This is a genomic window from Bacillus sp. FSL K6-2861 (genome assembly GCF_038630725.1).
Classification (GTDB): Bacteria; Bacillota; Bacilli; order Bacillales; family Bacillaceae; genus Bacillus; species Bacillus velezensis.
This window is the reverse complement of record NZ_CP152037.1, coordinates 2199997-2218994: the sequence shown is the minus strand read 5'-3', so window position 1 is coordinate 2218994 and position 18998 is coordinate 2199997. Positions and strand designations below refer to the sequence as shown.

Below are 18998 nucleotides of genomic sequence, written 5' to 3'. Positions count from 1 at the left end.
GTGTATGCTTATCCGGCTGGTTTTAGTAGTGTGATTTATTCGCAGGCTGAAAGCATCTTTTATCACAGTATGCGCGTTTCTTTTTTTTGCATAAGAGAAGCGCCCGCGCCTTTTTCAGGATTTAAACAGAAAACTCTTGATAAACTAACGGTATTAGTTATAATAAAACTAATGATATTAGTTTTAGGAGGATGTTCATGAGAATCTTACAATACGGAACCGTTTGGCAGCTGACTTTTTTTCCCGCGCTCTTCCCGGTGAATTGTTATTTGGTTGAAGAAGAAGAAGGAGTAACCCTGATTGACGCCGGAATGCCTAACAGTCATAAAGGAATCAAACAAGCATTGCGGCAGCTTGGGAAGCCGCTGAATGACATATTACTCACCCACGCGCACGGGGATCACATCGGTTCGCTTGACTCATTAGCTGCGGAATTTCCGGATGCTTCCGTCTGTATTTCTGAGCGGGATTCTTTCTTGCTGAAAGGTGACACTTCATTATTTGAGCATGAAGCACAAACGCCGATAAAGGGGGGAGTGCCGAAAAATGTTCGAACCGAACCTGATCGCCTGCTGAAAGGCGGCGAGCGGATCGGATCTTTACTTGTCATTCCCGCTCCCGGTCATACGCCGGGAAGCCTCGCTTTTAAAGATATGAGAAATGATATGCTGATCGTCGGAGATGCCTTTCAAGTACGGGGCGGCCTTGCTGTTTCTGGGAAGCTGAAATGGAAATTTCCGTTTCCGGCTTTTGCTACGTGGAATAAAGAAGAAGCTGTAAAAACAGCAAGAACACTTATCGCTCATCAACCAAGCAGTCTGGCCGCCGGACATGGAAATGTTCTCTGCAATCCCGTTGAAATGATGGCTGAGGCTGCTGAGGAAGCCGAACGAAGCCTGCCGGGAGGCCGATCATAATGTCACCGAGAGTCGGAATGAGCCTTGACATGATATTGAGAGCCGCAGCAGGCATCGCTGACGAAAAAGGGCTGAACGAAGTGACGCTTGCGGCTGTTGCAAAGTCCTTAAACGTAAAACCGCCTTCCCTTTACAATTTTGTCAATGGCCTTCAAGGAATTAAAACAGAGCTGGCTGTCTCCGGTTTAACTATGTTATATAAAAAAATGGCGGCCTCTGCAGAAGGACTGACGGGTGAAACGGCTTTGCTTGCTCTTGCCGATGCCTATATCAATTTCGCCGAAGCCAATCCCGGATTATATGACGCAACATTTCAAAAGATAAAAGACGGGCGGATTGAGAATCTGTCAAGCCTGCTTGTAGAGCTTGTTGTCAGGCAGCTGACTGCTAACGGTTATGCACAGTCTGACACTGCGATTCATGCTGCGAGAGGACTGAGGAGCCTTCTTCACGGATTTGCCGTGTTGAGAAAACAGAGTGCATTTGAATTAACCGAATCAATTAAGGAAAGCCGGAAGTTTGCAGTTGTTGCATTCCTAAGAGGTTTGCAGGATAGGGAACAATAATATTATTATGTAAACTAAATAAAAAGACGCATCATGTAAAAAGGAGGGACAAATGGATTCATTACAACATATCATTTGTGAGCGGCGCACCTATTCACATATTTTTGATTCTCATGCACACACATACTGCCAAATGCTCTTTCCGCTCGAAGGACAGCTGGACTTGGAGACAGAAAGACGTAAAATCAGATTAAAACCTGATCAAATGTTGTATATTCCGCCCGGGCATGAACATCGGTTCCGTTCTTTGGAGCGAAATGAATGTCTCGTTCTCGACATACCGGCAAATTTTTTCAAAGGTTCATTAGACCCCGGCGTTCTGAATAAGCTTGATCCTTTTTGGACATCGATTCGGTTTCTGCTGACAGAAGAGACAAAGCAGCAGTCGGCTCATTCATTGAGTCTGCTTGCAGAATATATTGCTGAAAAGATACAAGAAAACCGTACAAATGATTCAATTGCGTATATCCGCCGAAATCTCTCAAAGACTTTTACAATTAAAGAGCTTGCCGCAATGGAACATTACCACCCGGCGTATTATTCCGACTGGTTTAAAAAGCAGACGGGGAAAAGCCCGCAAGCTTATATTGCTGAGCTCCGTATGAAGAAAGCGGAACAAATGCTTATTGAAACAAAATGCCGGCTGACAGACATCAGTCAGGAGGTCGGCTTTCAAAATTTGTCTTCCTTTACCAGATGGTTTGTCAGACATAAGGGAATAACGCCGCGCGTCTTCCGAAACACCTTTCAATCTGATAAATAATCCTGAAAATCGGTTAAATAAACTGCTTCTTTTTTTGGTATCATGATTGTAAAAAAGGAGTTTTTGATATGGCAGTCATCGAAGATTTTATCAAGCTTGATCTTAGAATAGGAACGGTCGTAAAAGCGGAAGTATTCCCGGAAGCAAAGGTGCCGGCCATTAAGATGACAATAGATTTCGGCGAAGAGATCGGCATGAAACAATCAAGCGCCCAGATTACAAAACGGTACGAACCGGGTGATCTGACGGGCAGACAGGTTACCGCTATTGTCAACTTTCCGCCGCGGCGGATCGCCGGATTTAAGTCAGAAGTTCTCGTTCTCGGCGGCATCCCGGAAAAAGGAGACGTTGTCCTGCTTACGCCAGAGCAGACAGTACCGAACGGAACGAAAATCGGATAATAAAAAAAGACGTTTGCAGAAGCAAACGTCTTTTGCGTATTGAGGCGATACACCACACGCCACATTCGTGTGTGCCGCAAGGGCATGTGCATCGGCTTACACAATTCAGCTCATCGCTATATCAATATAGCATGGCGGGTGTGGAAATGCAAGAGATTTTTTAATATATGTTATATCTGGCTTTGTTTTGCCGATCCCCGATTCCGTCGTGTAAGGTTTTCTTTGAAATTTTATGATCTTGAATAAAGCAGTTCGACAAATGCAAGAGATTCATCTAATCTTATATCCTATGGTAAAATTTAGACAGAAAGAAGCAGAAAGGAGCCGTAAATGAAAGTATTCGAAGCATCCTCGTTAATCTCAGCAGCTGAAAAGCGAGCAAAAGAATACGATCAGATTAGAGAACAATTTATTAATCTCAGGAAAGCTTTTCAGGGAATGGCTGATTTAGATGACAGTGAGTTTTCAGGTAAAGGTGCTGATAACATCAAAGCATTCTTCCAAGATCACGCTGGTGTCACAGACAGCTGGCTTGATCTGATCGATATGAAGATTGCTTTTCTTAACAGTATTTCAGGAAAAGTAGCTGATGCCGGATTAGCCGATTCGTTTGTGGAAGAGTCATTTTTAGAACACGAGCTGATCCATGCGAAGAATAAATCAAAAGCTATCATGCAGGAGCAGCGCAATGAAATGAGGGATATTCTTAACGAGATAAGCGATATCGTTCATCTTGATGTCTTTTCTACAGAGGATGTCGATCAAAAGCTTGAGTCAGCTGATAAAAAAAGAAGCGACACGATACATAAACTCGGCAAACTTGATCATGATCTAACGAAAGAATACGCAGAAACCGAGGCAAACGAACATTTCATTCAGGCAGATTTTCAGTAGCTCCAAAACGCTACGGGAAAAGGGAAAAACGCCACTCCGCTTCACTATAACGCCAAGGCATACAGGGAAAGTGACATACATAAGAAAAAAGGCGAGATTGCAAGACATTCAGACACATATTTAACGTTTAAGAAGGAAGAAGCAAAAGAGCGGGAAATCAAGGATCTGAAGAAAAAGCTCGCTGACGGTGTGACCGATCCGGATGAATATTTGGAAATTGCGAAGAAGATCGGCTATGAAAACCTTGAACCTTCCCAGCAGCAATATGTCATTCAGCTTGAACAAGCAAAACAGCTGGAAGAAGCCGGAGAAGTGACTTGGGATATTTTAAAAGGAGCCGGCGTCGGTCTATATGATGTCGGGAAAGACACGGTAACCGGTTTATGGGACTTCATAACCGATCCGGGAGAAACCTTGTCAGCACTGGGGAATGCAGTACTTCATCCTGTTAAAACATATGATGCTGTTTCGGCAGCAATCGAGGAATCGTATCAAAAAGATATGGTAAATGGAGATGCGTATTCCAGATCAAGATGGGTGACATATGCGGTCGGTTCAGTGGCTGTTGCTGTCGTCGGAACGAAAGGCGCAGGAGCCGTTAACAAAGCTGATGCGGCGGGGAAGGTCATAAACAAGGCAGGACAGGCAGGGAAGAAAATTAAAGACGTTAAACTTCCAGAACTGCTTCCTTATAACTCTAAATATGATCTTGCTCTGTCGGGTGACGTACCATACAATGTGGTTGACAGCCAAAACCTTAAAAATGAACTTTTGACCAATGCAAAGAAAATCCCGGATGGAACGAGAAAGCCGTTTACTGGTCAAGAAATAAACCTTCCTTGGTTAAATAAAGAAAAGTATGGTGCCTTTGAGGTTAAGGGCAAGGTAAAAGCAAAGGGAAAAGTTAAAGACATAAGCCGCAGAGTGTATACTATGAAAGATATTGATATGAACCAAAAAACAGAATTTGGGGTAACAAATCTTCAGCTTATGAAAAACGGTAATGCTCCTTATGCAAAAGATGGCACACAGATTAATTTACATCACTTGATTCAAGAAGAACCTGGCCCAATGCTTGAAATCCCAAACAGTTTACATACAAAATATAGTGATGTTATTCATAAGCTTAAGACTGATGGTGAAAGTTTTAGAAATGATAGAGTTTTAAAAGCACAATATGAAAGCTTTCGAAAGAGATATTGGAAGTGGAGAGCGAAACAATTTGAGAATGAGAATTGAGGTGTTTAAATTAAATGATTTATTCAAAGGTTGAAACCTTTATTAATGAAAACAAGCAAAATGCTATATTCACAGAGGGTGCAAGCCTGGAAAACATAACTCGCATTGAAGAAACCCTCCAATGCGAACTTCCTATTAGCTATAAATGGTTCTTAGAAAAATACGGTGCTGGTGGTTTATTCGGGGTTTTAGTTTTAGGCTATAACTTCGATCATGCGTCAGTTGCAGATAAAACTAAAGAATATAAACAACATTATGGACTTGCTGATGGTCTTGTTGTCATAGAAGATGTTGATTTCTTTGCTTACTGTCTAGATACGAATAAAATGAAAGACGGAGAATGCCCTGTAGTGGAATGGGATAGGATAATTGGCTATCAAGATATCGCTGCAGAAAGCTTTATCGAATTTTTTTATAATAAGATTCAGGAAGCGAAAGATGACTGGGAAGAAGATGAAGACTGGGACGATTAATAAAAAAAGCTCTCTTTTAGAGAGCTTTTTTCAGATTTTCAATTTTTAACAGGCTTTATAATGAGCAAACAGGCATTACTCAAAATACTCGCCGCGCCTATCCAAAGCAGCCATTGTGTTGCGGTCAGCCATGAGGCAGTTAGGATAAAGAGTCCAATGGCAATTGATATATAATTGCCGGCTCGGTCCAGTTTACGTTTGTAATGAATTTTATATTTGGCATGAGAAATAAATTGATCAATTTTATCTTTCAGCTCATAGCATTTTTCCTTCATCTTATCCTCTGTTTCTTTTACTTTTCGATAAAGCATATTATTCATCGTCTGCACTCCCATATCGCCGTTTTGAAAATTCAGCCATGATTTTTTCTTCATAGTCATCTGAGATGAATTGTGCCTGATCTTCAACTTTCAAATGTGCTTTTTCTTCAAAACCATCCTGTTCTTCACCATCAAAACGATAAAGTTTTTGCAATAGCCTCCAGAATGTTTCAATTTCATCAGTTGTAAAGTCATGAAACATATCCGCTAAAAAATAGGTGGATTTTTCTGAACAGGAAATTAACGCTTTTTTTCCTTCAGCGGTAATCTCAATATTGATTGCACGTTTATCCAGTTTGCTTGGCACAGTGTGAACATATCCTTTTTTCGCGAGGCTTGAAATTAATTTGTTAGCGGTTTGTTTTGTTGTGCCCAGCTTTTTAGCGATATTCATAAGTGTGGTATCTTCCGTCGGTAAATGGGCAATAGCAATAAGAGTCATGTGCTGTCGGGAAGTCAACAACTCTAAGTATTCGTCCCCCCGAGCCTGCACTTTATTGACAACCGAAAATAATGATGCGTAACTTTGTTGCATAACATGCAGTTCCTTCATTAATAAATTAATATCCATAAGGTATCTCCTATCTTAATTGTCACCATGTTGACAATTATAATATACAACGAAACGGGAAACAAGTCAACAAGGTGACTAATGGGAGGGGTTACGGCTGTTTCAAAAATATCACAGGCAGTCGGAGTGTTTACAAAAGGGGAAATAAGTATAATAAATGCGAAAAGGGCATTAATCTAAAGTGAGAAGGTGTTTGACATGCAGAAAGTGAACTGGTCAGAACAGTATGAATGGTTCAATAAACAAGATGAAAAAGACGGGCGTTTAATGGCGCTCCTTCGTCATGAGCTTACATATGAGGAAGTCATACGGTTATATAAGAAAGGGTTTTATTTGAAATCTAAAGAAGGGGATGTTTCGTTACGTAAGAATGATATCTGTCGTATGTTTGGGGTTGAAGAGAGGCAGGGCGGCGAATCTTAATAAACGGGAAGAGAAAAACTCTTCCCGCTTTTCATGGCAGCTGTTATTCTTTTTCCAGCATAGAAGTCAGCCATTCTCTTAATGCAGTTTTCTGTACATACCGCTTTCCGTTTCTCGTGATATGCGGAATGTCAGAGGTGTCGGGCACGATTTGTTTCGCTTCTTCCTTGGTTACTCCGAAATAATACCAATATAGAAGTGTAAATCTTTTTCTTTAATGAGAATGTGGTCAGTGTGTTCATGAGGATCAGGTGATTTAAAGTTTTTCAATCCGTCTCCGATGAAATATCCGGCTAAAGTGATTCCGATGTCGGTATGACATCCATACAGCAAACCTCCAATAAACTTTATCACTTTTTATACGGTGAAGCCGGCTGAAAGGATTCAGCCTTCATCAAAACCGCCCGGCGTTTATTGCGGACGGTTTTGATTGCTGAGCTTTTCCACCTGCACCTTTCCGGAGAAGAAAACAGCGCCTCCGCCCATATCCGCCAGCCGATCGGGCGTGAGCGAATTGACGAGCTGTTTTTTATCATCCATATCGGCCCAAAGACCTTGGCTGACTGCAACGCCGGGAAGCACCTGTTCGCCGACCGAAACTGTCAATTCACACTCTCCGCGGTGATTCCAAACTCTAACGGTTTCCCCGTCTTCTATGTTCCGGCGTACAGCATCTTCTGTATGAATAAAAAGCTTTGGCGCTTTTTCCAGTTTTACGTGTTTTTCATTATTCGAAAATGTCGAATTTAAAAAATTATGATTCGGTCCCGGGACAAATAAAAGCGGAAAATCGCCATCGCTCTCAAGAGGGATGTGCGTCGGCAACGCCGGATAACCGTCCTGTTTCATCTTTTCAGAATATAATTCAATTTTTCCGCTCGGTGTTTTGAGCTTGCCCGGAAAAAGCGGTTTTTTCCGTTTGGCTCTCATGAAGGAATGGCGTGAGAGCAATTCGTAATCAATATCCTCGATATACGGATTGTCGGGAAAGTCCAGCGCCTGTCTGATTAATTCTTCATCGGTATCCTGAAGCTCCTGCTCGGTAAATCCCATTGCTCCGGCAAGCAAACGGAACACTTCCGTATTCGATTTGCTGTCCCCGTAGGGTTCGATCACCGGTTTTTGCAGCTGAATAAAATGATGCCAGTAAGACGTGTAAAAATCCGTGTTTTCCAAAGCGGATGCAGCAGGGAGCACGATATCCGCGTATTTGGCGGTTTCCGTTAAAAACAGATCGTGAACGACTGTAAATAAATCCTCCCGCAGCAGGCCTTTTCTGACTTTATTCGCTTCCGGCGCAACCACTGCGGGATTCGTACCGTAAATAAACAGGGAGCGCACGGGCGGTTTTGTTTCTAAAAGAACGCTTCCGAGCCTGTTCATATTAAATGATCGTGGCTTCCTGCCGTAAAGCAGATCAGGCCGCTGGAGCGCTTGTCTGTTATAGTTTAATACCGCGCTGTTGTGCTTGATTGCGCCTCCTCCGGTGTTGAGCCACTGTCCTGTAACAGCCGGAAGGCAGGCAACGGTGCGGACGATCATTCCGCCATTGTCATGGTGCTGAATGCCGTTTCCGATCCTGATAAGGGAAGGGGAGGTGTCCCCGTACATTCTCGCAAGGCGTCTGATATCGTCGGCTTTAACGCCTGTAATAGCAGAAACCGTTTCCGGATCATAGTGTTTAACATGCGCTTTTAATTCGTCACTGCCTTCGGTGTATTCTGTGAGAAATGCTTCATCGTGAAGGTTTTCGTCGAATAAGACATGCATGATACCGAGGGCGAGTGCGGCATCTGTGCCGGGGCGAATGGGAATAAACCAATCGGCAAGCCGGCCGGTTTGGTTCTTATGTACATCGATAACGACAATTTTAGCCCCTTTTTTCCGGGCTTTTTGGGCAATCATGACTTGGTGCATATTCGTGCTGACGGCATTGATTCCCCAAAAAATAAAGAGCTTTGCATGTATGGTCTCTTCCGGATCAGTACCCGCTCCTTCACCCATTGTATAGTTATAGCCTTCAGATCCGGCTTTGCTGCAGATCGTCCGTTCGAGATGACTCGCTCCGAGACGATGGAAAAAACGGCGGTCCATTCCCTCTGCCGCCAGTTTTCCCATATTGCCGTAAAAGCTGTACGGAAGAATGCTTTCCGCTCCTTCTTCGGCAATAAGCTCTTTCCAGCGCGCACTGATCGTATTGATCGCTTCCTCCCAGGAAATAGGCGTAAACGCGGCTTCACCTTTTTTACCGATCCGTTTTAACGGAGCGGTTACGCGCTTTTCATCATAAATACGCTCAGCCATGTGTCTGACTTTGTTGCAAATATTCCCTGATGTGACCGGGTGATCGGGGTCTCCCTGAATGTTAACGATTTTTCCATCTTTTTTTGTCACAAGCAAGCCGCATTGATCGGGACAGTCTAGTGAGCATACCGACTTAAAGACCCCGTTCGGCTGTTTTGCAGCAGAATTCATAGCCCATTTCTCCTCTTTGTTTATATTGTAAGCATTATAACATTTCAAAATCGAACGTCAATTCAGAAAAAAAGTGTTGACATCACGGAAAGACTTTTCTATGATGAGTTTATTCTTTTAAACAGCCTGACAATTTCATCATTTTATTTTCTATCCAGAGAGGTGGAGGGACTGGCCCTACGAAACCTCGGCAACATTTATTGTGCCAATTCCAGCAAGCGTATGCTTGAAAGATAGGAAAGAATGATCTATACATATTTGTGCGCTTCAAGTGCATAAAGACGGTATATGAATCTCTTTCCTTCTTTGGGGAAAGAGATTTTTTTATGAAAAAATTTATGTGAAAAGGATGTTTTGCACCATGACGGTTTTAATTACCGCACCATATCACGACGAGGGGCTGAAGGAGCTGACTGAGCTGTTCGGCCGGACTGTGCACCGGCCGTGGAAGAAGCACGGCCGGGCCTATCGGGAAGATGAATTGATCCGAATGATTCAAGAGACAAACGCGTCGGGGCTTATCACTGAACTTGATGAGGTGTCTGAGCGTGTTATTGACATATTGCCTGATTCCGCTTTTATCGGTGTCTGCAGAGGAATGCCGTCTAATGTGAATATTGCGGCGGCGACTAAAAGAAAAATCCCCGTTTTCTTTACACCGGCCCGCAATGCCCAGGCTGTTGCTGAAATGTTTATCGGAAATGTGATTTCATTTTTGCGTCATACGTATTCTTCCCATCAGTGGCTAAAGGACGGGAAGTGGAATGGTGATTATTTGCAGGCTTATGTCAAATTCAGAGGAAATGAGCTGACGGGGAAAACAGTCGGCCTTATCGGTTTCGGAGCTGTCGGACAGAGAATCGCCCGGCTATTGGCCGCTTTTGACTGCAAGGTGCTTTACTATGACCCATTTGTCCGTCATGAAAACCGGGAGTATGAAAAAACGACGATTGAACGGGTATTTTCTGAAAGTGATATTGTTTCCGTTCACTTGCCGCGTACAGAAGAAACCATCGGCCTTATCGGCGCCCGGCACTTTCAATTGATGAAACAGGAAGCTGTTTTTGTCAATACGTCAAGAGCGGCGGTTACAGACAGGGAAGAGCTGCTGCGGGTGCTGAAAGAACGGCGGATTAAGGGAGCGATCCTTGACGTGTTTTATCACGAACCGCCTGAATCTTCTGATTATGAATTGATCTCTTTGCCGAATGTGTTAGCGACTCCCCATTTAGCGGGCGCAACATTTGAAGTGGAAGATCATCATGTGAAGATTTTAAATGAAGCGCTTTTCAAATGGAAACAAGATCAAACCTGCTCAATACGTGAACTTTATAACAAAAGAGAACTTGAAACGGAAGGAGGAGGCTGTAATGGCTGAACAAAAAGGCTACCTTGTATTTGACATCGGGACGGGGAATGCGCGAGTCGCGGTCGTGACTGCCGGCGGCGAAGTGACCGCGCTTGAAAGGGAAGACATTGAATATGTGACGGATCCGCTTTATCCGGACGGACGATATTTCTCACCGGAAGGGTTATGGAAGCAAATCAGCGCTATGGCAAGGAAGGTTATTGCCAAAAGCCCACATATTACATTAATCGGAATCACCTCTACAAGCCAGAGGCAGGGAATTGTTCTGATCAATAAAGATAAAAAGGCATTTCTCGGTCTGCCCAACATTGATAACAGAGGCCGTGAATGGGAAGACGGGATTGAGACAAAAGAAGAAGTGCATCAGCAAACCGGACGTCTTCCGAGCGCTTTATTTTCCGCCATGAAACTTGTCGGATTAAAAGCTAGACAGCCGTCTTTATGGAAAGAAGTGAAGTACATCACAAGCATCAGTGACTGGGTGACATTTGAGCTGAGCGGTATTTTAAGCTATGAACCGTCACAGGCTGCTGAAACACTGCTGTTTGACGTAAGGAAAAAGGCGTGGTCAGAGAAATTATGCAACATCTTCGGTGTGCCTTCTGCCATTCTTCCTTCACTCGTCCGATCTGGGACGGTTGTCGGAGTGTTAACGTTCAAGAAAGCGGCGGTTCTCGGTCTTTCTGAAAGAGTGCCTGTGATTGCAGGCGGGGGAGACACACAGCTTGCCATCAAAAGTGCAGATGCAAAGCCGGGAGATATCGTCATCGTATCCGGCACGACGACGCCGATTACAAAGATAACAGCGGAGGCCGGAACCGAAAGTTTAGAGAATGCATGGCTGAATTGCCATACAGAAGAAGGTCAATGGCTTCTTGAAACGAATCCGGGTGTAACAGGACTCAATTATCAAAAATTAAAATCCATTTTTTATCCGAATGAATCCTACGGCGTTATGGAACGGGAAATCGCAAGTCTGCCGAAACATGATCATGCTTGTATTTCTGCGTTAGGCTCCTATTTATCGCCTGAGAAAAACGCACTGGCAAAAGGCGGATTTATTTTTGACGCTCCGCTGTCCCAAAACTTAAGCAGAGCCCATTTTGTCAAAGCCGCACTGCTGGAAATCGCTTTTTCAATCAAATGGAACTATGAGGCGTTAACAGAGGTGGCTTCCTTTTCACAAGATGATGTGAAGGTGTGCGGCGGCGGTTTCCAAAGTGATGCTTTGACGCAGTTTCTTGCTAACCTTCTCCAAAAGAAAATCTATAAGAGAGAGGGGTTCAGCCAGGCATCCGCAATGGGAGCGGCGATGATTTGCAACGAAGCTCTCGGTGTGAAAGCAGAGCTTTCGAGCCGCACAAAGGTAATTGAGCCGGAAGCGGATCAGACGGATCTCTTCCTATATGAAGAATGGAAACATACGCAAAAATTATTTACTCATTTTCAGCCGGCGGTGAAAGCCTGACTTGGGGATGAGATGACAACATGAAAGATTGCTGAGGAGGAACAAAAATGCTTAATAAAATAGGAATTCCAAAACAGCTCGCATGGGGATTTTTGGGAGTCGTGCTGTTTATGATGGGGGACGGCCTTGAACAAGGCTGGCTCAGCCCGTTTTTAGTTGAAAACGGCTTGACGGTACAGCAATCAGCATCCCTGTTTACAGTTTACGGTATTTCTCTCGCTGTGGCGTCTTGGTTTTCAGGGGTCTGCCTCGAAGCCTTCGGCGCAAAGCGGACGATGTTTATGGGGCTGTTGTTTTACGTGATCGGAACAGCCGCGTTTATCGCATACGGATTTGAAAATCTTAATTTGCCGGTGATGTATGTCACGTATTTTATTAAAGGGCTGGGTTATCCGCTGTTTGCCTATTCTTTTTTGACATGGGTGATTTACCGGTCGCCGAAAAACAGGCTCAGTACGGCGGTCGGCTGGTTCTGGATTGCATATTGCTGCGGGATGTTTGTATTCGGTGCTTGGTATTCAAGCTGGGCCATCAAATCCTTCGGCTATTTGAATACACTGTGGAGTTCAATTTTCTGGGTATGCCTCGGCGCGTTTTTTGCCCTGATTTTAAATAGGGACCGCTTTGAAAAGAAAAAGTCAGATAAGCGGGAAAAGGCGCAGGAATTAATGAAGGGAATCACCATCCTTGCTGAAAATCCGCGCGTGCTCTCTGGGGGGATCATTCGGATCATTAACAGCATCGGTACATACGGATTTCCGGTATTTCTTCCGATGCATATGGCGCAGCACGGCATTTCTACAAATGTATGGCTTCAAATTTGGGGAACGATCTTTCTCGGAAATATCGTCTTTAACTTAATATTCGGCGCAGTCGGCGATGCCTTCGGCTGGAAGAAGACTGTCATGTGGTTCGGAGGAGTGGGCTGCGGCATTTTTACTCTTTTATTATATTATGCTCCTGTTGTATCACATGGGAACTTGCTTTTCGTCAGCATTGTCGGTTTTATATGGGGAGGGCTCCTCGCCGGGTTCGTTCCGATCGGGGCTATCGTGCCGACGGCGGCCGGCAGCGATAAAGGTGCTGCCATGTCTGTGTTAAATCTGGCTGCGGGCCTGTCGGCATTTGTCGGCCCCGCGCTTGCCTGGGCGTTCATCGGGCTTGTCGGCGCACAAGGCGTTGTATGGATTTTCGCAGCGCTCTATTTCGTAAGTGCAATCTTGACAAATCAAATCAAAATACCTGAAGAGAAAACGGCAAAACACAATAAAGCATTGCCTGAATACGCTTCTTAACAGCACCGCCCCGAAAATTCGGGGCGTTTTTTTACAGCTGCTGAAGAAACCCGGCAAAGCGCTGAATTTGTTCACGTAACGATTGTTTGTTTTCGTGAAATTGTTTGAAACGATGTCCGTTTGCTCCGGACGGATGCGGGAAGCCTTCCAGAATGACCGCATGACCCATTCTGCCGTTCTTCTTCAGCATGCGGCAGGCTGATTCTGCTGCTTTGCCGAGAGGGATAAGCAGAATGTCCTTTTTCATCATTTCTATTTCATCCGGAAAACATGTCAGCGCGTAACGGCTTAGAAGAGCTGACCTGCTGATTGCCGGCCGATGTCCCGTATAGTTTTTCTGTTTATAAAAAACAGGGTGTTTGATAACGGACGTTGTATGAAGAAGCTCCCGTTTTGAATCAAATAACCGGGATGAATCCTCAACGTGAAGCGCGGCCGGCAGACCGCATTCATTAAGCATTTCGATGATGTTCTGTCTCATTGAACCGGAAAGTCCGGCCGCTTTTTTTGTTTCATAGGCTATCATTTCAAGAGTTTCGCCATCTTTTAAAAGCTGTGCCGCTTTTTTGTAAGCCAGCTGCATTTGAAAAAAACCGGGTGTGATTCCGGAAATGGCAACGACTGCATGAGGGTTAATATATTCATTATGAGGCGAATAATACAAATCCAGATCTCCGTCCTTGGCTAAATGGAAAGCCGGAGTCAGCAAATCCGATTTTGTAAACCCTCCCGAAGATGATAGTGCTTTAAGCTGCTGCAAAAAATGCGCAAGCCGCTCACGATCGCAAATCATGTTATGCCTCCTTGAATCCGCCGGTTTCTCTTAGTGTCATCAAAAACGTCGGATGACATGCAGGCTCATACATCACTTTTACCGGCGTTCCAGAGCATCTTCAGGACGTGAGGCGTTCCTTTAACTTCGGCCGCCGTCGTTTGTACGGCTGTTTTTTTAGTGAGAAAATCTTCTTTCAGCTCTTTCTGCTTTTGCGATAACAGATCGGTTTCTGTTTTGATTTCATCAACGGCCGTCTGCATGGACGCTGTCGCGGCGTTAATCTTCTTTATATCAGGCGCTGTGTTTCTTTTAAAATGCACGGCGGATACGGCTGCATAAATGAATGCGGCAGCCGCAACGGCAGCACTGATATACAAAATGATGATCATCTGCTTTTCACTCCTTTTTTTCAGTTGATACCCTTTACGGATCGTGTTGAATCATTTTATTTGCTAATTGTTTTTTTTCTGCTTATAATGTGAAATCGTACATAAGGACATTCTGAAAGGGTGAAAGACGTGGAAAGCATACAGAACAAAACGGCTCTTATCACGGGTGCGGGCAGAGGAATCGGCCGCGCCACCGCTATCGCTTTAGCCAAAGAAGGAGTCAATATCGGTTTAATCGGCCGCACAGAAGCAAATGTCGAAAAGGTTGCGGAAGAAGTGAAAGCCCTTGGTGTAAAGGCATCATTCGCAGCTGCCGATGTAAAAAACCAAAAAGAGGTAGAGCAAGCCGTCTCCTCTATTAAAGAAGAACTCGGTGAGATTGACATCTTGATTAACAATGCCGGAATCAGCAAATTCGGCGGATTTTTGGATCTTACGCCTGAAGAGTGGGAAGACATCATTCAAGTGAATGTAATGGGTGTATACCACGTGACACGCGCCGTTCTTCCTGAAATGATTGAGAGAAAATCAGGAGATATCATTAATATTTCTTCTACGGCGGGCCAAAGAGGCGCCGCGGCGACAAGTGCGTACAGCGCTTCTAAATTTGCCGTTCTCGGTCTGACCGAATCTCTCATGCAGGAAGTCAGAAAACACAATATCCGTGTCAGCGCAATGACTCCGAGCACGGTTGCCAGCGACATGTCTATTGAATTAAATCTGACAGACGGCAATCCGGAAAAAGTCATGCAGCCTGAGGATCTTGCAGAATATATGGTTGCTCAATTGAAATTACATCCGCGCATTTTCATCAAAACTGCCGGTTTGTGGTCAACTAATCCTTAAACAAAAGGGGACCTGTCTTCGTGACGGGTCTTTTTTTGTTTCCGCAACCCGAATAAATGGGCATAAAGATCCGTTTTTGCAGAAAAAAGAGTGAAAAAGAAACCGATATCAGCTATAATTAAACTAAATAAACTATGTACCAAATGTTCATTAAAATCGTTTTTCCCCGCCTCTAAAAAACAAATCAATACAAACCAAACTGTCCGAACAATAAAAGGGAAAACGGGATAGAAAGAGAATATTTAGTACATGGAATAATTTGTTAGAAGGAAGGGTGTGCACATATTGAAAGAAGAAAAAAGAAGTTCAACCGGTTTTTTAGTGAAACAAAGAGCTTTTTTAAAGCTTTACATGATTACAATGACAGAGCAGGAACGGCTTTACGGACTGAAGCTTCTCGAGGTGCTGCGTTCGGAATTTAAACCCATCGGTTTTAAGCCGAATCATACCGAGGTGTACCGTTCACTTCACGAACTATTGGATGACGGGATTTTAAAGCAAGTAAAAGTGAAAAAAGAGGGAGCCAAACTCCAGGAAGTCGTTCTCTATCAATTTAAAGACTATGAAGCTGCGAAGCTTTACAAAAAACAGCTGAAGACAGAGCTTGACCGCTGCAAAAAGCTGATAGAAAAAGCCATTTCAGATAATTTTTAAATCCGGCCGGAACGCACCCGGCCTCAAAAGGTTTGTTCTGTGATTCATTATACATAATAGCAGGCTCGGAACAATACATATCAATAATACCTTCAAACTTGACATCAACTCCTGAAGTGGTAACATAAAAAACGTGTGAAAAATACGAACAAAATACGAACAAGGGAGATGTTACCGATCTTAGATCAAAAGAAAGTTGCTTTTATCGGAGCAGGATCAATGGCTGAAGGAATGATATCAGGCATGGTCCGCGCAAAAAAAATTCCCAACCAAAACATCTGCGTGACAAACCGCCGCAATACAGAGCGACTCGCTGAATTGGAACATCAATACGGTATTCAGGGCATTGCTTTTGACAGCATGAAAACCGAAGATATTGATGTCTTTATTTTAGCCATGAAGCCGAAGGATGCTGAAATCGCTCTGGCTGCGCTGAAACGGCGTATTCAACCTCATCAAATCATCCTGTCTGTTCTGGCAGGCATAACAACCTCATTTATACAACAATCATTACATGATAATCAGCCGGTTGTAAGAGTGATGCCGAACACATCCAGCATGATCGGCGAATCGGCAACAGCTGCGGCTTTCGGAGACCATGTCTCTTACGGTTCAGCAAAAACCGCGGTATCCCTTTTGGAATGCCTCGGGGAAGTGTACGTGATCAAGGAAGATCAGATGGACATTTTCACCGGCATCGCAGGCAGCGGACCGGCATACTTTTATTATTTAATGGAGTTTATTGAAAAAGCAGGTGAAGAAGCCGGCTTAGACAAACGGCTGTCCCGCAAAATCGGCGCGCAAACGTTATTGGGCGCCGCTAAAATGCTGATGGAAACGGGTGAAAAACCGGATGTGCTTCGGGAAAACATCACCTCTCCAAACGGCACGACGGAAGCCGGCCTCGATGCGCTCAGGTCAGAAGGCGGCGGAGAAGCCATCGCCAAAGCCATCAAACACGCGACCGAACGTTCTATTGAGATCAGCAAAACAATTGAAAAAACGGCAGCACTATAATCGTTAAAAAACAGGAGTGATACAGTGACGTCTCGGACGAAGATCAAAAGAGTCGCGGTGAAAATTGGCAGCAGCTCACTGACGAGCCTGCACGGGGAAATCAGCAGAAGAAAGCTGGAAGCATTGGTGGATCAAATCGCACAGCTGAAAGACAGCGGCTATGAAATGATTTTAGTATCTTCCGGCGCAGTGGCGGCAGGTTATCGGAAGCTCGGATTTATTCAGAAACCGGAAAGCCTCCCTGAAAAACAGGCTTCTGCTTCCATCGGACAGGGATTATTAATGGAGGCTTATTCAAAGCTGTTTTTAGCGCACGGTTATGTCGCATCACAAATTTTAATTACAAGAAGCGACTTTTCCGATGAATGCCGCTACCATAATGTCCGCAATACGATGAACGTCCTTTTGGAACGGGGCATTATTCCGATTATTAATGAAAATGACACGGTCACAGTCAACCGGCTGAAATTCGGAGATAACGATACACTCGCAGCGAAGGTGGCAGGTTTAATTGATGCCGACATGCTTGTGATTTTATCAGACATTGACGGTTTATATGATGATAATCCGCGCAGCAACCCGAAAGCGAAAAGAATCAGTCATGTAAGTGACATCACTCCGGAAATAGAAGCAAGCGCGGGAGATGCCGGGAGTGAAATGGGAACCGGCGGAATGCGTTCGAAACTGGATGCTTTTAAAATTGTGATGGCCTCCGGTATTAAAGGCTTTCTCGGGCAGGCTAACATTCCGGACATTCTGCTTCAAGCGGTAGATGAGGCGGCTGAAGGAACGTATTTTGAAGCGGAAGGAACCCTGCCGTTAAACCACAAAGAACAATGGCTTGCATTTAATTCCGGCCCCGAAGGCGAAATTGTGATGGAAAAAGAAAGCAGCCGCGATGTCGCGAACGGAAATATGGAGCTGTCACCGCAGGACATCGAGCAGATTAAGGGCAGATTCAGCAGCGGAGCGGTTGTCAGGCTGCTTGATCAGCAGGGAGAAGAGCTCGGACTCGGCATCGTCAACTATTCCTCAGCCCAGCTGAAGACATTTAAAGAAACGCCGCCCAAACAGACCGATCAATCAGTCATTGATCCGGAAGCGTTTGTCTGCCACGTTGAACTATCCATTCCGATCGGCTGAGAAAGATCTAAAAAAATATGAAAAAGCCCGAGGCTTCGTTTTGAAGCTCGGGTTTGTTTTTTATTGATATTGTTCAAGTTTGGAGAAAAATTGAATGACGAAATGATAGAAATCATTTGCAGACGGAGCCAGTTCCCTTCCTTTTGGTTTAATAATGCCTACGGTACGCTTCACTTGAGGAAATTCAATCGGAATTTTGACCGTGAACCGGGGTGTGGTTTCTGCAAAGGTGCTTTCAGGTAATAAAGTAACTCCCATCCCCGCGGAGACTAATCCTTTAATGGCATCTAAATCCTCGCCCTCCGTCGATACAAGCGGCGCAAAGCCGGCCTGTCTGCAAGCGTCAATCGCCATGTTACGGAGAATAAACCCTTCAGGAAATAAAACAAATTGGTCGCCGCGCAGATCAATTAAATGAATATTTTTCTGTTTGGCAAGCGGATGGTGCAGCGGAACAAGCGCGTAAATCTTTTCCGTGAATAAGATATTGCCTGTTATGTCTGGGAATTCCGTCGGAACGGGGCCGAGCAGCGCCGCATCTATATCCCTGTTTCTTACCGCTTCGATTAAAAACTTATAAGACCCCTGGCGGAGCAAAAACTCAACGTTCGGGTATTCCTCTTTAAACGCCGAAATCACCGTCGGCAAAAGCTGGCTTGCAAGGCTCGTCGGAAATCCTATTTTGACGGTTCCGCGATTCGGATCAAGATATTCATCAATTTGTTCCTTCGCGTAATCAATTGCTTTCATCGCCGTTTTAACATGTTCTAAAAATTGTTTGCCGATCGGCGTTAATTTAATATTTCTGCCTTCCCGTTCAAATAAAGTGACTTGCAGCTCTTCTTCAAGATTTGCAATCTGCCTGCTGATGGCGGATTGTGCGACATGCAGATGATCAGCCGCTTCTGACACATGTTCCCGTTCTGCTACCTCCATAAAATACCGAAGCTGGCGTAATTCCATTGCGTTCACACCTATCTATCTCATTTTGAGATGTATT

Annotated in this window: 19 protein-coding genes, 2 pseudogenes and 1 riboswitch; of the genes and pseudogenes, 14 read left to right on the top strand and 7 right to left on the bottom strand. The window is 44.4% G+C overall.

The window, feature by feature from the left end; genetic code table 11:
- Positions 1–197: 197 nt before the first annotated feature.
- The 6 genes and pseudogenes from NYE62_RS10745 to NYE62_RS10720 all read left to right on the top strand — a co-directional run bounded on the left by NYE62_RS10745 (position 198) and on the right by NYE62_RS10720 (position 5253).
- A complete protein-coding gene (locus NYE62_RS10745; RefSeq protein ID WP_342496941.1) occupies positions 198–917 on the top strand; it encodes an MBL fold metallo-hydrolase in 720 nt (239 codons plus the stop codon).
- A complete protein-coding gene (locus tag NYE62_RS10740; RefSeq protein ID WP_094032105.1) occupies positions 917–1483 on the top strand; it encodes a TetR-like C-terminal domain-containing protein in 567 nt (188 codons plus the stop codon). Before NYE62_RS10745 ends, NYE62_RS10740 begins: the two co-directional genes overlap by 1 nt.
- Positions 1484–1535: 52 nt before the next feature.
- Positions 1536–2246, top strand: a complete 711-nt coding sequence (locus tag NYE62_RS10735; protein WP_342496940.1) for a helix-turn-helix domain-containing protein — start codon at positions 1536–1538, stop codon at positions 2244–2246.
- Between the two features lie 68 nt (positions 2247–2314).
- Positions 2315–2647: a chaperone CsaA gene (csaA, locus tag NYE62_RS10730; RefSeq protein ID WP_007611940.1), complete on the top strand. Its 333-nt coding sequence runs from the start codon at positions 2315–2317 to the stop codon at positions 2645–2647.
- Positions 2648–2977: 330 nt separating this feature from the next.
- Positions 2978–4780, top strand: a pseudogene (locus NYE62_RS10725) (T7SS effector LXG polymorphic toxin).
- A 14-nt stretch (positions 4781–4794) separates the two neighbouring features.
- On the top strand, positions 4795–5253 hold the full coding sequence (locus NYE62_RS10720; RefSeq protein ID WP_015417611.1) for an SMI1/KNR4 family protein: 459 nt from the start codon (positions 4795–4797) through the stop codon (positions 5251–5253).
- 38 nt (positions 5254–5291) lie between these two features.
- Here the strand turns inward: NYE62_RS10720 and NYE62_RS10715 are convergent, their stop codons facing one another.
- Both NYE62_RS10715 and NYE62_RS10710 read right to left on the bottom strand, forming a co-directional pair.
- Entirely contained in the window at positions 5292–5573 is a 282-nt protein-coding gene (locus tag NYE62_RS10715) for a hypothetical protein (RefSeq protein ID WP_061860625.1), read from the bottom strand.
- Positions 5566–6144, bottom strand: a complete 579-nt coding sequence (locus NYE62_RS10710) for a MarR family transcriptional regulator (protein WP_061860624.1) — start codon at positions 6142–6144, stop codon at positions 5566–5568. The genes NYE62_RS10715 and NYE62_RS10710 overlap by 8 nt, the downstream gene beginning before the upstream one ends.
- A 198-nt stretch (positions 6145–6342) precedes the next feature.
- On the opposite strand from NYE62_RS10710, the gene NYE62_RS10705 reads away from it, so the two are divergent.
- Positions 6343–6567, top strand: a complete 225-nt coding sequence (locus NYE62_RS10705; protein WP_015417608.1) for a hypothetical protein — start codon at positions 6343–6345, stop codon at positions 6565–6567.
- Positions 6568–6610: 43 nt separating this feature from the next.
- Here the strand turns inward: NYE62_RS10705 and NYE62_RS10700 are convergent.
- Positions 6611–6876 (bottom strand): annotated as a pseudogene (locus tag NYE62_RS10700) (hypothetical protein).
- A 102-nt stretch (positions 6877–6978) separates the two neighbouring features.
- The gene (locus tag NYE62_RS10695; RefSeq protein ID WP_342496939.1) at positions 6979–9042 is read right to left on the bottom strand and encodes a molybdopterin oxidoreductase family protein; all 2064 of its coding nucleotides are present in this window, start codon (positions 9040–9042) and stop codon (positions 6979–6981) included.
- Positions 9043–9189: 147 nt separating this feature from the next.
- Positions 9190–9282: riboswitch (SAM riboswitch) on the top strand.
- 121 nt (positions 9283–9403) lie between these two features.
- Here NYE62_RS10695 and NYE62_RS10690 point away from each other — a divergent pair.
- The 3 genes from NYE62_RS10690 to NYE62_RS10680 are packed head-to-tail and all read left to right on the top strand — an operon-like array spanning position 9404 to position 13174.
- Entirely contained in the window at positions 9404–10420 is a 1017-nt protein-coding gene (locus tag NYE62_RS10690) for a 2-hydroxyacid dehydrogenase (protein ID WP_007407339.1), read from the top strand.
- Positions 10413–11879, top strand: a complete 1467-nt coding sequence (locus NYE62_RS10685) for an FGGY-family carbohydrate kinase (protein ID WP_342496938.1) — start codon at positions 10413–10415, stop codon at positions 11877–11879. Before NYE62_RS10690 ends, NYE62_RS10685 begins: the two co-directional genes overlap by 8 nt.
- A gap of 47 nt (positions 11880–11926) precedes the next feature.
- Positions 11927–13174, top strand: a complete 1248-nt coding sequence (locus NYE62_RS10680) for an RbtT/DalT/CsbX family MFS transporter (RefSeq protein WP_342496937.1) — start codon at positions 11927–11929, stop codon at positions 13172–13174.
- 31 nt (positions 13175–13205) lie between these two features.
- Here NYE62_RS10680 and NYE62_RS10675 read toward each other — a convergent pair whose 3' ends face one another.
- Both NYE62_RS10675 and NYE62_RS10670 read right to left on the bottom strand, forming a co-directional pair.
- Positions 13206–13967: a hypothetical protein gene (locus tag NYE62_RS10675; protein WP_077392193.1), complete on the bottom strand. Its 762-nt coding sequence runs from the start codon at positions 13965–13967 to the stop codon at positions 13206–13208.
- A 65-nt stretch (positions 13968–14032) separates the two neighbouring features.
- Complete coding sequence (locus NYE62_RS10670; RefSeq protein WP_342496936.1) at positions 14033–14338, bottom strand: DUF948 domain-containing protein; 306 nt, start codon at positions 14336–14338, stop codon at positions 14033–14035.
- Between the two features lie 129 nt (positions 14339–14467).
- On the opposite strand from NYE62_RS10670, the gene NYE62_RS10665 reads away from it, so the two are divergent.
- The 4 genes from NYE62_RS10665 (at position 14468) to proB (ending at position 17998) form a co-directional block, all read left to right on the top strand.
- Positions 14468–15184: a 3-ketoacyl-ACP reductase gene (locus tag NYE62_RS10665; protein WP_342496935.1), complete on the top strand. Its 717-nt coding sequence runs from the start codon at positions 14468–14470 to the stop codon at positions 15182–15184.
- A 285-nt stretch (positions 15185–15469) separates the two neighbouring features.
- Positions 15470–15838 carry a replication termination protein gene (rtp, locus tag NYE62_RS10660; protein WP_003153833.1) on the top strand — a complete coding sequence of 123 codons (369 nt, stop codon included), beginning with the start codon at positions 15470–15472 and terminating at the stop codon, positions 15836–15838.
- 168 nt (positions 15839–16006) lie between these two features.
- Complete coding sequence (gene proC, locus NYE62_RS10655) at positions 16007–16855, top strand: pyrroline-5-carboxylate reductase (RefSeq protein ID WP_007407345.1); 849 nt, start codon at positions 16007–16009, stop codon at positions 16853–16855.
- Positions 16856–16879: 24 nt separating this feature from the next.
- A complete protein-coding gene (gene proB / locus NYE62_RS10650; protein WP_020955919.1) occupies positions 16880–17998 on the top strand; it encodes a glutamate 5-kinase in 1119 nt (372 codons plus the stop codon).
- Positions 17999–18058: 60 nt separating this feature from the next.
- On the opposite strand, the gene NYE62_RS10645 is transcribed toward proB, so the two are convergent.
- On the bottom strand, positions 18059–18961 hold the full coding sequence (locus tag NYE62_RS10645) for a LysR family transcriptional regulator (RefSeq protein WP_007611897.1): 903 nt from the start codon (positions 18959–18961) through the stop codon (positions 18059–18061).
- Positions 18962–18998: the final 37 nt, after the last annotated feature.

Bases quoted from the DNA above. Each gene is read 5' to 3' on its own strand.
- NYE62_RS10670 (WP_342496936.1), bottom strand. From the start codon at position 14,338: ATGATCATCATTTTGTATATCAGTGCTGCCGTTGCGGCTGCCGCATTC.
- NYE62_RS10690 (WP_007407339.1), top strand. From the start codon at position 9,404: ATGACGGTTTTAATTACCGCACCATATCACGACGAGGGGCTGAAGGAG.
- NYE62_RS10735 (WP_342496940.1), top strand. From the start codon at position 1,536: ATGGATTCATTACAACATATCATTTGTGAGCGGCGCACCTATTCACAT.
- NYE62_RS10745 (WP_342496941.1), top strand. From the start codon at position 198: ATGAGAATCTTACAATACGGAACCGTTTGGCAGCTGACTTTTTTTCCC.
- proC (WP_007407345.1), top strand. From the start codon at position 16,007: ATGTTACCGATCTTAGATCAAAAGAAAGTTGCTTTTATCGGAGCAGGA.
- NYE62_RS10720 (WP_015417611.1), top strand. From the start codon at position 4,795: ATGATTTATTCAAAGGTTGAAACCTTTATTAATGAAAACAAGCAAAAT.
- NYE62_RS10695 (WP_342496939.1), bottom strand. From the start codon at position 9,042: ATGAATTCTGCTGCAAAACAGCCGAACGGGGTCTTTAAGTCGGTATGC.
- NYE62_RS10705 (WP_015417608.1), top strand. From the start codon at position 6,343: ATGCAGAAAGTGAACTGGTCAGAACAGTATGAATGGTTCAATAAACAA.
- NYE62_RS10710 (WP_061860624.1), bottom strand. From the start codon at position 6,144: ATGGATATTAATTTATTAATGAAGGAACTGCATGTTATGCAACAAAGT.
- NYE62_RS10715 (WP_061860625.1), bottom strand. From the start codon at position 5,573: ATGAATAATATGCTTTATCGAAAAGTAAAAGAAACAGAGGATAAGATG.
- NYE62_RS10675 (WP_077392193.1), bottom strand. From the start codon at position 13,967: ATGATTTGCGATCGTGAGCGGCTTGCGCATTTTTTGCAGCAGCTTAAA.
- NYE62_RS10680 (WP_342496937.1), top strand. From the start codon at position 11,927: ATGCTTAATAAAATAGGAATTCCAAAACAGCTCGCATGGGGATTTTTG.
- NYE62_RS10685 (WP_342496938.1), top strand. From the start codon at position 10,413: ATGGCTGAACAAAAAGGCTACCTTGTATTTGACATCGGGACGGGGAAT.
- NYE62_RS10740 (WP_094032105.1), top strand. From the start codon at position 917: ATGTCACCGAGAGTCGGAATGAGCCTTGACATGATATTGAGAGCCGCA.
- csaA (WP_007611940.1), top strand. From the start codon at position 2,315: ATGGCAGTCATCGAAGATTTTATCAAGCTTGATCTTAGAATAGGAACG.
- NYE62_RS10645 (WP_007611897.1), bottom strand. From the start codon at position 18,961: ATGGAATTACGCCAGCTTCGGTATTTTATGGAGGTAGCAGAACGGGAA.